The sequence below is a fragment of the Tatumella citrea genome, from assembly GCF_002163585.1.
Lineage (GTDB): Bacteria > Pseudomonadota > Gammaproteobacteria > Enterobacterales > Enterobacteriaceae > Tatumella > Tatumella citrea.
On record NZ_CP015579.1, the window covers coordinates 2,302,074 to 2,316,479 of the forward strand.

12 protein-coding genes, 1 tRNA gene and 2 other RNA genes are annotated in these 14,406 nt (G+C 48.8%); 8 read left to right on the plus strand and 7 right to left on the minus strand.

The window, feature by feature from the left end; translation table 11 throughout:
* The first annotated feature begins 196 nt into the window (after positions 1 to 196).
* The 5 genes from msrA (at position 197) to A7K98_RS11005 (ending at position 2,801) form a co-directional block, all read left to right on the plus strand.
* Positions 197 to 730 carry a peptide-methionine (S)-S-oxide reductase MsrA gene (msrA, locus tag A7K98_RS10985; protein WP_087488596.1) on the plus strand — a complete coding sequence of 178 codons (534 nt, stop codon included), beginning with the start codon at positions 197 to 199 and terminating at the stop codon, positions 728 to 730.
* A gap of 171 nt (positions 731 to 901) precedes the next feature.
* Positions 902 to 989: transfer RNA gene (locus tag A7K98_RS10990), tRNA-Ser, on the plus strand.
* Between the two features lie 45 nt (positions 990 to 1,034).
* Positions 1,035 to 1,156: non-coding RNA, RtT sRNA (locus A7K98_RS10995), on the plus strand.
* A 43-nt stretch (positions 1,157 to 1,199) separates the two neighbouring features.
* Positions 1,200 to 1,321, plus strand: a non-coding RNA gene (locus A7K98_RS11000) — RtT sRNA.
* A 238-nt stretch (positions 1,322 to 1,559) separates the two neighbouring features.
* Entirely contained in the window at positions 1,560 to 2,801 is a 1,242-nt protein-coding gene (locus A7K98_RS11005; protein ID WP_087488597.1) for an NAD(P)/FAD-dependent oxidoreductase, read from the plus strand.
* Between the two features lie 73 nt (positions 2,802 to 2,874).
* Here the strand turns inward: A7K98_RS11005 and A7K98_RS11010 are convergent, their stop codons facing one another.
* A complete protein-coding gene (locus A7K98_RS11010; protein ID WP_087488598.1) occupies positions 2,875 to 3,672 on the minus strand; it encodes a (S)-acetoin forming diacetyl reductase in 798 nt (265 codons plus the stop codon).
* Between the two features lie 435 nt (positions 3,673 to 4,107).
* Positions 4,108 to 5,484: a C4-dicarboxylate transporter DcuC gene (dcuC, locus tag A7K98_RS11015; RefSeq protein WP_087488599.1), complete on the minus strand. Its 1,377-nt coding sequence runs from the start codon at positions 5,482 to 5,484 to the stop codon at positions 4,108 to 4,110.
* Between the two features lie 223 nt (positions 5,485 to 5,707).
* On the opposite strand from dcuC, the gene A7K98_RS11020 reads away from it, so the two are divergent.
* The gene (locus A7K98_RS11020; protein ID WP_087488600.1) at positions 5,708 to 6,592 is read left to right on the plus strand and encodes a MurR/RpiR family transcriptional regulator; all 885 of its coding nucleotides are present in this window, start codon (positions 5,708 to 5,710) and stop codon (positions 6,590 to 6,592) included.
* Positions 6,593 to 6,595: 3 nt separating this feature from the next.
* Here A7K98_RS11020 and A7K98_RS11025 read toward each other — a convergent pair whose 3' ends face one another.
* Together A7K98_RS11025 and A7K98_RS11030 are read right to left on the minus strand one after the other, a co-directional pair.
* Positions 6,596 to 7,966 carry a class-II fumarase/aspartase family protein gene (locus tag A7K98_RS11025; RefSeq protein ID WP_087490468.1) on the minus strand — a complete coding sequence of 457 codons (1,371 nt, stop codon included), beginning with the start codon at positions 7,964 to 7,966 and terminating at the stop codon, positions 6,596 to 6,598.
* Positions 7,967 to 8,176: 210 nt separating this feature from the next.
* Positions 8,177 to 9,106, minus strand: coding sequence for an alpha/beta hydrolase (locus A7K98_RS11030; RefSeq protein ID WP_087488601.1), 930 nt, complete (start codon positions 9,104 to 9,106; stop codon positions 8,177 to 8,179).
* Positions 9,107 to 9,539: 433 nt separating this feature from the next.
* Between A7K98_RS11030 and A7K98_RS21730 the strand changes: the two genes are divergently transcribed.
* Positions 9,540 to 9,659 (plus strand): small membrane protein, encoded by a 120-nt coding sequence (locus tag A7K98_RS21730; protein WP_407703113.1) that lies wholly within the window; start codon positions 9,540 to 9,542, stop codon positions 9,657 to 9,659.
* 192 nt (positions 9,660 to 9,851) lie between these two features.
* On the opposite strand, the gene A7K98_RS11035 is transcribed toward A7K98_RS21730, so the two are convergent.
* Positions 9,852 to 10,319, minus strand: a complete 468-nt coding sequence (locus A7K98_RS11035; RefSeq protein ID WP_087488602.1) for a nuclear transport factor 2 family protein — start codon at positions 10,317 to 10,319, stop codon at positions 9,852 to 9,854.
* Between the two features lie 109 nt (positions 10,320 to 10,428).
* Here A7K98_RS11035 and A7K98_RS11040 point away from each other — a divergent pair, with 109 nt between their 5' ends.
* Positions 10,429 to 10,986, plus strand: coding sequence for a TetR/AcrR family transcriptional regulator (locus tag A7K98_RS11040; protein ID WP_087488603.1), 558 nt, complete (start codon positions 10,429 to 10,431; stop codon positions 10,984 to 10,986).
* Between the two features lie 133 nt (positions 10,987 to 11,119).
* On the opposite strand, the gene phoH is transcribed toward A7K98_RS11040, so the two are convergent.
* Both phoH and putP read right to left on the minus strand, forming a co-directional pair.
* Positions 11,120 to 11,908, minus strand: a complete 789-nt coding sequence (gene phoH / locus A7K98_RS11045; protein ID WP_087488604.1) for a phosphate starvation-inducible protein PhoH — start codon at positions 11,906 to 11,908, stop codon at positions 11,120 to 11,122.
* An 861-nt stretch (positions 11,909 to 12,769) separates the two neighbouring features.
* Positions 12,770 to 14,254 carry a sodium/proline symporter PutP gene (putP, locus tag A7K98_RS11050; RefSeq protein ID WP_087488605.1) on the minus strand — a complete coding sequence of 495 codons (1,485 nt, stop codon included), beginning with the start codon at positions 14,252 to 14,254 and terminating at the stop codon, positions 12,770 to 12,772.
* Positions 14,255 to 14,406 lie beyond the last annotated feature (152 nt).

The following is a 14,406-nucleotide window of genomic DNA, read 5'->3' on the forward strand; positions in this document are numbered from 1 at the left end:
GTGGATGCTTTAAAACATTAGTAAAAGTTATGATGAAATTGCATTTTCGTACTGACGGCACTTTCTGTTACCACAATAACGACCACAAGTTATGCAGAGTGAGAATAAGCATCAGAATAGCCCCTTGAAAAATGGTATGGCGCACACATCTGATATACTAATAACTATTATTCAGCGCGAAACAGAGGAATTGAGTATGACGATTGAATACGCAGTGATTGCAGGAGGATGTTTCTGGTGTACCGAGGCGGTGTTTAAAAGCATCAATGGCGTTGAATCGGTAGAAAGTGGCTACACCGGCGGTAGCGTCGAAAATCCGACTTATCCTCAGGTTTGTGAAGGTACCACCGGACATGCTGAGGCAATCCGTATTGGCTTTGACCCTGCCGTGGTAGGTTATGGTGATCTGCTGGATATCAGTTTCGCTACCCATGATCCAACCCAGCTCAACCGTCAGGGCAATGATATTGGTACTCAATACCGTTCTGCCATTTTTCCAGCCACAGCGGAACAAGAACAGGAAGCGAAGGCAGCTATTCAGCGTGCCTCAGAAGATCATACAGCGCCGATTGTGACCACCATTGAACCTCTGCAGACCTGGTATCCGGCAGAAGATTACCACCAGAACTACTGGGATGGTGAAGGACAGCGTAACGGATATTGCATGGCTGTGATCCCTCCGAAGTTACAAAAGCTGCGTAAGCGTTTCGCAGCCCAGGTAAAAGAGTAGTCCAAAAGACCGCAATCCCGGCTAAAATGGCTGCAGATTGCGGTCAAATAAACCAATTAGCTCATGAGTTAAGCGGGCAAAACAAAAGAAGAAAATAATTCTTGACCGTTAGCAGCTGACTCCCTATAGTACCGCCCCGTTAGCCGCTACAGCGGTTGACAGGAAAAATGTGGTGAGGTGTCCGAGTGGCTGAAGGAGCACGCCTGGAAAGTGTGTATACGGCAACGTATCGAGGGTTCGAATCCCTCCCTCACCGCCATCATTTAAAGAAGAGCTCGCATATCACTGCGGGCTTTTTTTTTTGCATAGTGTCCGGGAGGGAGGGTGAGAACCCTCGCAGGGTTCGACAAAACGGAGTTTTGGATGGCCGCAGGCCACCCGCAGGGCGTGCTGCAACGCAGCGCGTCAATCCCTCCCTCACCGCCATCATTTAAAGAAGAGCTCGCATATCAATGCGGGCTTTTTTTTGCATAGTGTCCGGGAGGGAGGGTGAGAACCCTCGCAGGGTTCGACAAAACGAAGTTTTGGATGGCCAGAGGCCACCCGCAGGGCGTGCTGCAACGCAGCGCGTCAATCCCTCCCTCACCGCCATCATTTATTAAGAGAGCCTGAATGCAAGTTCAGGCTTTTTTATTGCCTGCAGACTGGATTACTTTGCCGCACGAAAAAGCTTAGCGAGATATCAAAGGTAACTTCCGGTAGGATGGTCAGTAAAGGTAACCGGTACTCAGCCGGAGTGCGCCTGGCCCGGTATCATGCAGCTTACAAACGAGCTGCAATACAGTAATACTTTCATTTTTCAGTTAAAAACAGCGAAGGGAGAAAGTTAATGACACTCCAGAAATCCCGCACGTTACCTCACCTGCTGGTGATTGGAGGAGGAACGGCCGGAATCGGTGTGATAGCAAGCCTGAAAAAGCGCCTCAGGAATCTGCAGATTACCGTCGTTGATCCTTCAGAAAATCACTACTATCAGCCAGGCTGGACCCTGGTGGGTGGCGGACTTTATGATTATCTGAAAACAGTCCGGCCACTGCGCGAAGTTCTGCCTTCGGATGTCAGTTGGGTTCAGGAAAGTGTCACTGCCATTGATCCTGTGAATAAACTGGTCACTACCGGGTCGGGTAAACAGATGCACTATGACTTTCTGGTGGTCGCCTGCGGGGTTGTATTACGCTGGGACAAAATCGAAGGGCTGGAAGAAACTCTGGGTCGCAATGGTGTGACTTCAAATTACCGGCCAGGTCTGGCGCCCTATACCTGGCAGCTGGCGAGCAATCTTTCCACCGGTAACGCCATCTTTTGTCAGCCCATGACGCCCTTCAAATGTGCGGGTGCACCGCAGAAAGCGCTGTATCTCTCCTGCGAACACTGGCAAAAAAAAGGGGTGCTCAGCAATATCAATGTCAGCTTTAATGTGGCCGGAAAAGCCATTTTCAGCGTCCCTTATTTTATCCCGATTCTTAAATCGTACCTGGATCGTTATACTGCCACCGTCAGTTACTCGTCTGAACTGATCAAAGTTGACGGTGATAAACAACTGGCCACCTTCCGTATCAGCGATGAAGGCCAGCCAGACCGCGAAGAAACCTATCCGTTTGATATGTTGCACGCCGTTCCCCCACAGACGCCACCGGTTTTTATTGCCGACAGTGGCCTTGCCAACTCAGATGGCTGGTGCGATGTCGACCAGAACACACTGCAACACCAAAAATATCCGGAGATTTTTGCTCTGGGCGACTGTTGCTCGGCCCCGGCATCAAAAACAGCTGCCGCAGCACGTAAGCAAATAGTGGTAGTCGCCGAAAATTTACGTAATGTCATTCAGGGGGATTCCTCCCGTACCCATTACGATGGATATGGTTCCTGCCCTTTGACTGTTGCAAGAGGTCGGGTGGTACTGGCTGAGTATGGTTATCAAAACAAACTGCTGCCCACATTTGCGGGTGAACCTGCGCGCGCCAGTCGCTTCGCCTGGTTCCTGACCGCGCGGTTTCTGCCATTTTTCTACTGGCGCGGCATGCTAAAAGGCGTTGAATGGTTTGCCCGAAGCAAACCTGAAAAGCAGTAATATCGCCTGGTATGCCGAAAAAAATAACGGCCCCTGAGGGGCCGTTATTGCATGATTAGCACTATTGCAGGACTTAGTTAAAGGTCATACCACCGTCAATGATCAATGCCTGACCGGTCATATAATCTGAATCACTGCCGGCAAGATAAGAAACACATGCTGCGACATCCTCAGGCTCAGAAATACGACCAAGAGTCACATTTTTAGCCCACTGCTGCAGGCCCCACTCCAGTGACTGACCATTTTCGTCAGCTACTTTCTGCGCAATGCCTTCCATCATTGGGGTACGCACAATTCCCGGGCAGTAAGCGTTAACAGTGACACCAAATTTGGCCAGATCTTTAGCCGCCGTCTGAGTAATACCGCGCACTGCAAATTTGGTGGCTCCGTAGACTGCCAGATCCGGATTTCCCACCTGGCCCGCCTGGGATGAAGCATTGATAATTTTACCAATGACATCACCGGTTTTCGCCGGGGTTCTTTTCTTAAAGTGTTTCAGTGCTGCCTGAGTTCCCCAGTACACACCGCCCACGTTAACATCGAAGACTTTATGATAGATTTCCGGAGTAATATCTTCGATGGGTGTGGTCGGGCCGAGGCCGGCATTATTCACGATGACATCCAGACGACCGAATTTTTCAACCACTTTGTCTACAGCCGCAAACACCTGGTCGCGGTTAGCCACATCAACAATTACCGCGACAGCTTCGCCACCTGCTTTAGTGATCAGATTAACGGTTTCCTGAGCTGAATCGCCGTTGAAATCCAGGCTACCAATTCTGAAACCATCTTTTGCCAGTCGTAACGCAACAGATCTGCCAATGCCCTGACCTGCGCCGGTTACTACTGCAACTTTTTTCTCTGAACTCATGGTTATTTCCTTTTGAAATTACTTAAAGTTATCTTGTATATCGTTCGGATTTATTACCAAAGCATGAAAAATTTGTTATGCCCCTAAGGTAATCCTCTGTGTACAGAAAAAGGTGATCCAGATCAGGTTTTATTGTTTTTGAGACCAGCAACCATTAGTAACCGCATTAAATATTAAAGCAGCGTGATTTTAAAACCATAGTAATCACATGGGGTTATCACTACTTTCACCGATTCAGTTCCCAGCAAACCAAAATTCACTCAAGGGCATATCCGGAGTCTGAGATTACTATTGCAACGATTTTGATTTACAGCTCCCGGTCTGACCTGCAGATATCATCTAATGCCTGAAATTTTTTTAATAAAAAAACCTGAACAAATGTCCAGGCTTTTACAGGGAACTATCATTTGTTTTTACAGAGCAGAAGATGTCTGCTCAGTACAGCAGGTAATTCACCAGCAGCATTGCCAGTGCCCCGCCAATCGCCGGAATCAACGTCCGGCGAACAATCTCGAACGGTGAACACTCACCGGCTTTACTGACCGCAATAATCACACCTGCAACCGGAGATACTGCCCTGCCCATACCGGCCATCATTTGCATGGGCAACAGAATTTTTACTGCACTTTCGCCAAATTTAGCCGCAATGGCCGGCGCCATTCCTGAGAATGAGAAAAAGGCAGCAACACCAGAACCGGTCAGGACAGCAATCAACCCCACCAGCAAGGTCATCACCAGTGTCATACTGTTAAAACCAAAACCGGCGCCCTGTACGGTGCTTAACAGATAATCTACGGCCCCAATCTTTTGCATTCCCTGCGCATAGATATCAGCACACACCAGTAACGAGACAATACTGGTGAACATACTGCCCATACCTTTGAAGAAGGCCTGTACGCCCTTACAGCAACGGGTCAGATCACGGGTGACTATCAGTTCGCAGGCAAAGGCAAATAAAGTCCCGGCAATCATCGCTGTGACCACGTCAATTTTCACCGATTTAATCAGTAACGGGCTGAAAACCAGCACCAGAATCACCGGAAACACCGGTAAAAAAGCATAAAAGGCTGGCGCACGACCTGCTGTGGCATCACCACTTCTCTCTGCGGATACCTCTACTGTATTCACCTGATGTCCGGCCTTTTTATCATAATAGCGGGCAGAGAAATAAATCAGCACAGCCACCGCCAGCATAACCGCGATGGCTACCGGCATCTGATAACGGGCGAAATAGACCGCGGCTTCCATCCCCGCATGGCTGGCTGCCAGATTAGCGGTACCCACTGCTGGACCCAGATCCATAAAGGCCGACATACCAATCATGGCTGCGGCAGCCGTTTTACTCACCCCAAGGCGAACCAGCACCGGAAAAAACGTCACCAACAGTAGCATCGCCAGACCGGCAGCACTGGAAATTGCCACATGCAGTAACTGCGCACAAATATATCCCAGCGCCAAAATGACATAAGGTGCTTTGATCAGTTTCAACGGCCGGATACAGGCATTTACCATGGCATCAGAAGCATGTATTTCATCCATATAACTGGCAAAACCACCAGCCGCCATGATAATCAGTCCAATACCGGCCACCTGAGTCGACAGCGATTCACGGGCGAAGGCAAAAATATCCAGCCATACGGATCCCGTAGTGGCAGACTTGCCATAAAGAATGGAACGGTCCGGATAAAGAACAACCGTCAGTGTCAGTAAAATCAGCCCTGCCAGCAGCAACACGGTCTGGGGCTGAACATTTTTAATAATTAACCATGCAGCAATAATGGTAATAACAATCGCGATGATAAATGCAGTCATGGGTTGTTCCTTATTGTTCAGCAAAGTGCAGGCACTGTGCTGCGGCTGTTCACATTGAATTAACAATTCCTGGCAGAATAATTAGCCGCAACCTGTAATAATATGAGAAAGCGGGTTTCCCGCATAAAACTGTGCAGATGATCTCATTGCCAGACAGGTCATCCCCGCAGTCGCGTTTAACCGTCTGCCGTTTGCTACGTTTTTATCCTTGCGGAGAGTTTTTATGAAGGAACACCCCTTACTGACGCTAAGCCATTATCAGAACGGGATTGCGCAGCTTCCGGTATTAACCGAATCTGAAGTTCGTCTGAATGAATATCTGCAGCACCATTTCAATGAAATTCCGTTTCACGGCATTGTTGATATTGCGCAGAACGCCGGGGTTAGCAAGGCAACCATCGGCCGCTTTCTGGCACGGCTGGGATATACCGGCTATGCGGAGTTTCGTCGTAATGTCGAAGCGGCGTTGCAGTCTCAGAAGATGGACTCCCCTTTTGATGTCGCCACCCGAACCCCGCCAGTATCTGAGGCCACCGCCCCACAGATTGTGGCTAATTTTAGTGATGCTGTTGGCAGACTGTTTACAGAATTTCAGCAGTCGCTGAATATCAACAGCCTGGAAGAATTTACTGCTCTGCTGCTGGACGAAGAACGACATCTGTATGTAGTCGGTCCCTCTTCATCGCTGGCAATGGCTACCCATTTTGTCACCCTGATAAAATACTTTCGCACTCAGGTAACGCTACTGAGTCTCGACAGCGGTGAATTACCGAAATCACTGTTGTCAGTAGCCCCCGGGGATGTGCTGATCGTATTTTCATACTACCGGTTTAACAACATGGCGCTAAGGGTTGCCGGCTGGTTTCGTAACCGCCAGGCCAGCGTGGTCCTGATTACCAACTCAGAATCGAACCCTTACGGTAAGTACTGCAATCAGCAATTTATTCTGCCAAGCGAAACCGGCTCGGTATTTAAGAGCCGGTTGATAGGGTTCGCTTTTATTGAGCTGGTGTTACATATGGCCTTTGCCAGCGGTGCAGGCCAGGGAAATTTTGCTGAGCTGGAAGAATTATTCAGTTACTTTGAAACCTTCTCCCCCGGAGTGTGACGTTTAAGTTCCGGCCTTCTGTTTTTGATGATCAAAAGCGACAATTGCTTCATCTATTAACAGATCATTACTCCCCAGCCATGATTCCGGCTGGCAGGCCTCGCGGATTTCAGATTCGCTGAGTATTTCGCGAATTTCATGACAAGCCAGCACTGCACTCAGTAAGTCTCTTGAGCCATCTTCATGTTTGAGCAGATTTTTTACTAAATCATAGGCGGCCTGGCGACCTGTTTTTTCCGCCAGCTTCATCGATACTGATTCAGACAAAACAAAATTATGTGATGCCGAAAAATTATGCCGCATCTGTTGCTTATCCACCACCAGATGACTGATTAGTCCGACAGCCCGTTGCAAACTGGTAGACAGGCATAATGAAGCCTCAGGGGCCAGACTCCAGTTAAGCACCCGCATCGATGCTGAGCGAACATCCTGTTGATCGAGCAAATTCGGCGCGCCTGCGGCATACATCCAGCCCATTCTGGATAAGGTCTGAATCATGTTACTGGCGCGGGGATTTGTCTTATGGGGCATAGCACTGGATCCCCCACCTTCTTCACCTTCACGGAGCTCGCCAATCGAAGCTCTTCCCTGAGTTTCAACATCGTTGGCTATCCGACACAGTGTGCCGTGGACTAAACCATAAAACTGAATAACTTCCGTCACATGGTCCTGACTGGCATTCAGCATTCCGGAAGGACATGTCAGCCCCAGCCTCTCCATTAACCGGTTACGTACTTCAATACCTCCGGCACCACAGGAAGAAAGATTACCAACTGCACCGCCGTACATCCCGGTAATTGCCACCGGATAAAGATTATCCAGCCGGTAAATGTGTCGTGTCAGTTCAGCCAGATAACTGCTGACCTGTAATCCCCAGCTGGTCGCCGAGGCATCAACAGCATTGGTCCGGGCAACCATCACTGTATTACGGTGCTGGCTGGCCATCTGTTTAAGTAACTCTCCAAGCTGTACCAGTTGGCGACGCAGCAACTGAAGTGACTGTTTCAGGCGCATTGCCAACCCGCTATCCAACAGATCCTGGGTGGTTGACCCCCAGTGCAGATATTTTTTTACCAGTTCACTTCCGGCATCGGCAATCTGATCAATCAGTGGTTTAACCGGCATGCCCACCAGTCGGGTCTCAGTCGACAGGCGATCCCAGTCGGGAACCAGAGTCTGACAGGCCGTGGCAATATCCAGAGCTGCCTGTTCAGGAATAATCTCCAGCTCAGCCTGTACCGCCGCCAGAGTTGTCTCAAATGTCAGCCAGCACTCAATCAGATGGCTGTCCGACCAGATAGTTTTCATCTCCGGTTGCGTGAACAGAGATGAATAGAGTTCTGAATCAAACACTGAACTTTGGTTACCACGCATAATCAGCTCCTGCATTATCAAGCCCGTCGGTGTTCCGTTTGCTGACGAGTGTGCAGCAAGCGAGTCGGGTAAACTGCAAAAAGTGTGCGAAAATGACGGGCAAAAAAAAACGGGAATCTGATATTCCCGTTTATTGATGGCAAAACCAGCACTGATTTTGTGAGCAGGGTTACAAAAGACCACGTAATCGCCCCGTGGTTATGTGGGATATCAGAGGGTTTGCCAGTTATGCAGCCAGTACTGATAATGCGATGGCCATTCCATCGTCGGTGTCCCTGGTTTCCCCATACCAAAACCGTGCCCTCCTGTCGTATAACGGTACAATTCTACCGGCACATGGTGTTTCTCACAGGCAGCTTTCAAAATCAGTGTATTTTCAGGGTTTGAAATCGGATCGTCTTTCGCCTGAACCAGAAAAAAAGGCGGTGAATCTGGCTTCACAAAATTCTGAACCGACCACGCTTCATCCTGTTGTGCCGTCGCATGATTACCCACCAGAATTTTATGAGTCGAGGTATGAGTATACGGAGCCTCCAGAGTGATGACCGGATAGATTAATGCCACTCTGTCGGCCGTGGCTGGCAGGCTGTCGAGGCTATCAACGGCAGTATAGCTGGCGAAATCAGGCCGGGTCGCCGCCATACCCAGCAGGTGTCCTCCAGCGGAAAACCCCAGCACACTGACATTTTTTTCCCGCTGACGAATGAGTCGTAACGCCCGTTGTGCATCCTGCAATGCCACCATGTTCCCGTCTTTCCAGCCTTCAGCGGGTAAACGATAGCTCAACACATAGGCTGTAAAACCCCGCTGGTTCAGCCAACGGGCTGCAGGCAACGCTTCACTGTCCATTTCGATACGCTTATATCCCCCACCAGCTGCAATCAGCACCGCATAGCCATTGGGTTTTGCCGGCGAATACACCGACAACGATGGTTCAGCAATATGACTTTCTGCTCCTTTTGCAGACCATTTCACTTCGCCCTGTGGTCCGCCACCACCTGGTGGCATACCTGGCCATAAACGTATTGTCTGAGGCGTACCGGCAGAGGTTGAGGTTGCTGTTTCAGCAGCAAAACTGCTGCCACTCCGGCTAATGAGCAATCCTGCCGCAACGGTCCCCAGAAACTGACGACGATCCATAGTGACTCCTGGTATGCAAATGAGGCTTTAATAACAGCATAACAATGAGCAGATATTATGAAAAAAATACCACCTGATGTTTCATTACTGACAAAGATCCTCTGGTTAAATCAGAAAATCTTAATGTTCATCAGATATGTTACCCCGCCGGAAACCGTGCTCCGTTGTTATTCTGTCTTCTGATAGTGACAAATGGCTGGCTCTGCCTGCCGGTGAGTGTTAGCGGGTAGTAATACTGTCGGGGCCGTTAAACGGTGAGTTAACCAACTGTAGAAATGGTCTGAAAAATGACGGAAGTGGTTAATTTAAGATTATAACCCGGATACAAATACAGGATAAAAAAGCTACCTTAGCCCCGGCTACATTACTCCAGGTCTTTGATTTAACGAGCTGAGATCCTGTTTTTTACATTTATTAAGGGTTGATCAGTATGATGAATTTCCTGTTACTGGCTATTGCCATAATTTTGTTAATCATTGCCGGGTTTTCACTGTTTTCTTATCTGAGGGACAAGAGGAAACACACGATTTCAGGGAGAAATAAGCGCCGTTAACCCGCGATTTACCATCGGCCTCTGAGGGGGAAATCACCGGGGCTGCTCTGTCGCGACAGCCCCGGTGATTTAATCCGCTAATGGAAAAATGATTAACATTAGTAAACAACCTCAACGCAAGAGTCGGCGAAATATTGTCTGGTATCATTAGCTGCCACTGGTTTCGCCGATACTTAGCCAACGGTTTGTTTATCAAAATCCAAAACTGTCGAGTTCCGGATGATCGTCAGGGCGCACGTTTCCGGTCCAGAAGAAACGACGCTCATCCTCTGTAACCGGTTTATCATTAATACAGGCGTAACGGTTGATCATAAGACCCTGAGCATCAAACTCCCAGTTTTCGTTACCATAACTGCGATACCACTGCCCCGCATCATCGCGCCATTCGTAAGCAAACCGCACTGCTATCTTATTCCCGCCAAATGCCCAGAGCTGTTTAATCAGCCGGTATTCGAGTTCTTTATTCCATTTACGTTGTAAAAACTGAACGACCTGCTCCCTGCCCCTGACTTCCTCGCTACGATTACGCCAGAAAGTATCCGGGCTATAGACCAGGCTGACGCGCTGTGGGTCCTTACTGTTCCAGGCATTTTCTGCCAGTCTGACTTTTTCGGCCGCAGTTTCGGCAGTAAACGGAGGTACGGGCTGTCTGATTTCCATGATGACTCCTGATTAAATAATAATGTAGACAACTTTGTCTACATGCAGACTAACTTATGCAGACAACTCTGTCTACATAAGTTATAATTTATCTCAAAGGAGACTACTGATGACTAAACCCTCTGCTGCCCGCGAGCGTATACTCGAAACTGCACATCAACTGTTTTACCGCGCCGGAATCCGTGCCACTGGCATTGACCTGATTATTCGCGAGGCGGCTGTCACCAAAGTGACGTTTTACCGCCATTTCCCGTCGAAAAATCAACTTATTCTGGAGTTTCTTGATTATCGCCATCAGCGTTGGATGCGATGGTTCACAGAGACATTGCTGGATTTTCACGCCCGGGGAATGCCTCTGTCACAAGCTATCGGTCAGACGATGGCTCAGTGGTTTAACAGCGATGATTTCCGTGGCTGCGCATTTACTAATACAGCCGCAGAACTAGGTGATAGTTTGCCGGAGGCGCTTGAGCGGGTTCGTCAGCATAAACAGGATATGACAGCAGCTATTGCCAGCCTGCTGACAGCTCATGCCGGGGCAGAAGCACAGGCAGCAATGATAGCCATGGCGGTTGACGGAGCAATAGTCACCGCCCAGCGAGGCGATGCTGTCGGCCCGTGTGTTGCTCTGCTCAGTGAACTCACTCACAGAGTCGTTAGTCAGTAAAGCCGACTGTCTGCTGATAATTTTTGCCGGTTTCTGAAAAAATAAACGGGCCGCAACCTGTTAGCTGCGGCCCGTTGACTAAAATATTCAGTTAAACCGGCAGGCTGGCTGCCGGAAGGTTTCTGTAGTTAAATTAACTGTAGGCCAGTAATGTCCGTTGGCACAATTCTGAACGGACACAGTCCTCTTTATCAAAGCGTACCAGCCCAACCAGGTCGTCATCAGCAAAACGTGCTAATGCATCCCCCAGCCCCGAAGTGACTCCTGACGGCAGATCACACTGGGTAATGTCTCCGTTAACGATAACAGTTACATTCTCCCCTAAACGGGTCAGGAACATTTTCATTTGTGCTGCAGTGACATTCTGCGCTTCATCCAGAATGACGAAAGCATTTTCGAAGGTCCGGCCGCGCATATAAGCAAACGGAGCAATCTCAACCTTACCAATTTCCGGACGCAGACAATATTGCATAAACGAAGCACCGAGACGTTTCACCAGAACGTCATACACCGGACGGAAATAAGGGGCGAATTTCTCAGAAATATCACCAGGCAGAAAACCAAGATCCTCATCAGCCTGCAATACCGGACGAGTCACAATGATGCGTTCAACGTCTTTGTTAGACAACGCTTCTGCAGCTTTCGCGGCACTGATCCAGGTTTTACCACAACCAGCTTCCCCGGTGGCAAATATCAGTTGTTTGGTTTCAATCGCAGCCAGGTAACGGGCCTGAGCCTCGTTGCGGGCAGCAATCACAGAACGATCCCGGGTATCGCGAGCCATGCCAATAGAGTCCATTCCCCCCATCTGCACCAGCGATGTTACCGACTCTTCCTCACGCTGACGATGACTGCGTGAGTCATTACGGATTACCCGGCGCGCTTCACGACGCGCTTTAATCACTGCTTTCTGTCTTCCCATGTTGGCACCTTACAGTTGGTTTCATTTTCCGGGTCTGAACATCAGACACGTATACGTGAACGCTTTAGAGGTTTACCGGCTTCCTTTTAAGCCATGAACAGCCATAGAGAGCAGTACATCGTTCTGATAAACGTGTACCGGTTAAAGAGAGATGCAGTAATGAAAATAAGTGATAAAAAGACGAAGATTTTTGAGTGTAGCCTGTACCTATGCCTGGCGACATAAGCGAAATGTTTCTGATGTGATGCATACAACCACAATTCATGCACACTCTCCGAAAGAACTAACGGGGTAGAACTCATACTCTCAGTGAATAACTTGCACCTGACAGGCAGTGAAATGCAACAATATTTTTACTCTTCCACGAAAAAATAGTTACCCGGCTGCAAGAGATAATTAAATAAACCTTTTAAATCATAATATTATTATATTCCGGTCACAATAAATCTCATAAAAAAATAGTTGCCGCCTGTCACGACAATCTGTCTGGCGCCCTCTTTTTGCGCTGAAAATTTATTCGCCCTGGAAAAAAACAGATTAATTTTTGAACAATAAATCACTCACCTGCTACTGCCGTAGTTGCCGACGGGAAAAAGGCCAGCCAGTTGCTTAAATATATTTTCTCATCAGCGAAACGAAGAATGGTTTCATTCAGTGCTGTGACGCTCAGCAGGACATCCGCCATCTGTCAGTAAGCAGCAGTAACAAATTCCACGTCAGTCTTCAGGCAGACGCAGGTCAGCTGACAATGGCTGAGTTTGCTGCATAACCAGCTTGCTTCCCGTAACCAGCAGAACATAAAAAACCCGTGATATCGTCAATATCACGGGTGTCGGACTTCACCGCCAGACAATTTCAGGATTAATCGTTCATAAATTCCTGACGGGCAGTTTCAAAGCGCTGTAAAGCCTTCTGAGAAGGACGGGCACCCGTCTTACTAAAGATAACAATCGCCAGCAGCCCGACAATAAAACCAGGAATGATTTCATACAGACCAAATAACGCAAACTGTTTCCAGATAACCACGGTGGCAGCACCCGCAATCATCCCGGCCAGTGCGCCATTACGGGTCATATTTTTCCAGCAAACACTCAGGAGCACTACCGGACCAAATGCAGCACCAAACCCTGCCCACGCATAACTTACCAGTCCAAGAACCTTATTTTCCGGGTTACGTGCCAGCAGAATAGCCACCACAGCCACCAGCAGAACCATCAGCCGCCCTACCCAGACCCGTTCCCGCTGGCCGGCATTTTTGCGCAGAAAGGCTTTATAAAAATCTTCGGTTAACGCACTGGAGCAGACCAGCAACTGGCAACTTAACGTGGACATGACTGCCGCAAGAATCGCTGATAACAGTATTCCGGCAATCCAGGGATTAAACAGAATCTTCGCCAGTTCGATAAACACCCGTTCTGCGTTCTGATTAACGGCACCGGCCATTGCCGGGTGCGTATCAAAGTAGGCTATCCCAAAGAATCCAACAGCGACAGCACCAGCCAGACACAGGATCATCCAGCTCATACCAATCCGCCGTGCGGCACGCATAGAACGGTGCGAATCGGCGGCCATAAACCGCGCCAGAATGTGCGGCTGCCCAAAATATCCCAGTCCCCAGCCCAGTAATGAAATTATGCCAATAAAACTGGTGCGGTTAAATAAATCGGTGAAACCCGGACCGTGGGCTTCAATCACTTTCATAGCATCAGGAATACCGCCTACTGCAAAGATAACAATCACCGGAGTGAGGATCAGAGCAAAAATCATCAGGCTGGCCTGAACGGTATCAGTCCAGCTGACCGCCAGGAAACCTCCCAGGAAAGTATAAATAATGGTCGCAGCTGCCCCGGCCCACAGCGCTGTTTCGTAACTCATTCCGAAAGTGCTTTCAAATAACCGGGCTCCGGCCACAATGCCTGACGCACAATAGATGGTGAAAAACACCAGAATGATTAGCGCCGAAATTACCCGCAATACTTTACTGCTGTCTTCAAATCTGCTGGAAAAATAGTCGGGCAGAGTCAGGGCATTATTGTGATGCTCGGTCTGAACCCGTAAACGCCCTGCGACAATTTTCCAGTTCAACCAGGCGCCCAGGATCAGACCGATAGCTATCCAGCTTTCGGAGATCCCGGACAGGAATATGGCTCCTGGTAAGCCCATCAACAGCCAGCCACTCATGTCAGAGGCTCCGGCAGAAAGCGCGGTAACCAGGCTGCCGAGTGACCGGCCGCCAAGAATATAATCATCGAAGTTTTTGGTTGATCGCCAGGCAAAAAAACCAATCAACAGCATGCCAAAGATATAAACGATAAAAGTGATAAGTAACGGGGTACTGGCTGTCATGTTTGTCTCCATTTTTCTATTATTATCAGGCACAATTCGAGCAAATAGCACGACAAAATCATCGCTATACATGCTTTACGCACAGATAATGCGCATGTTGTGCATTTCTCCCTCACCCTGCCAGATGTAACAATGAAGTAACATGTTGTTAC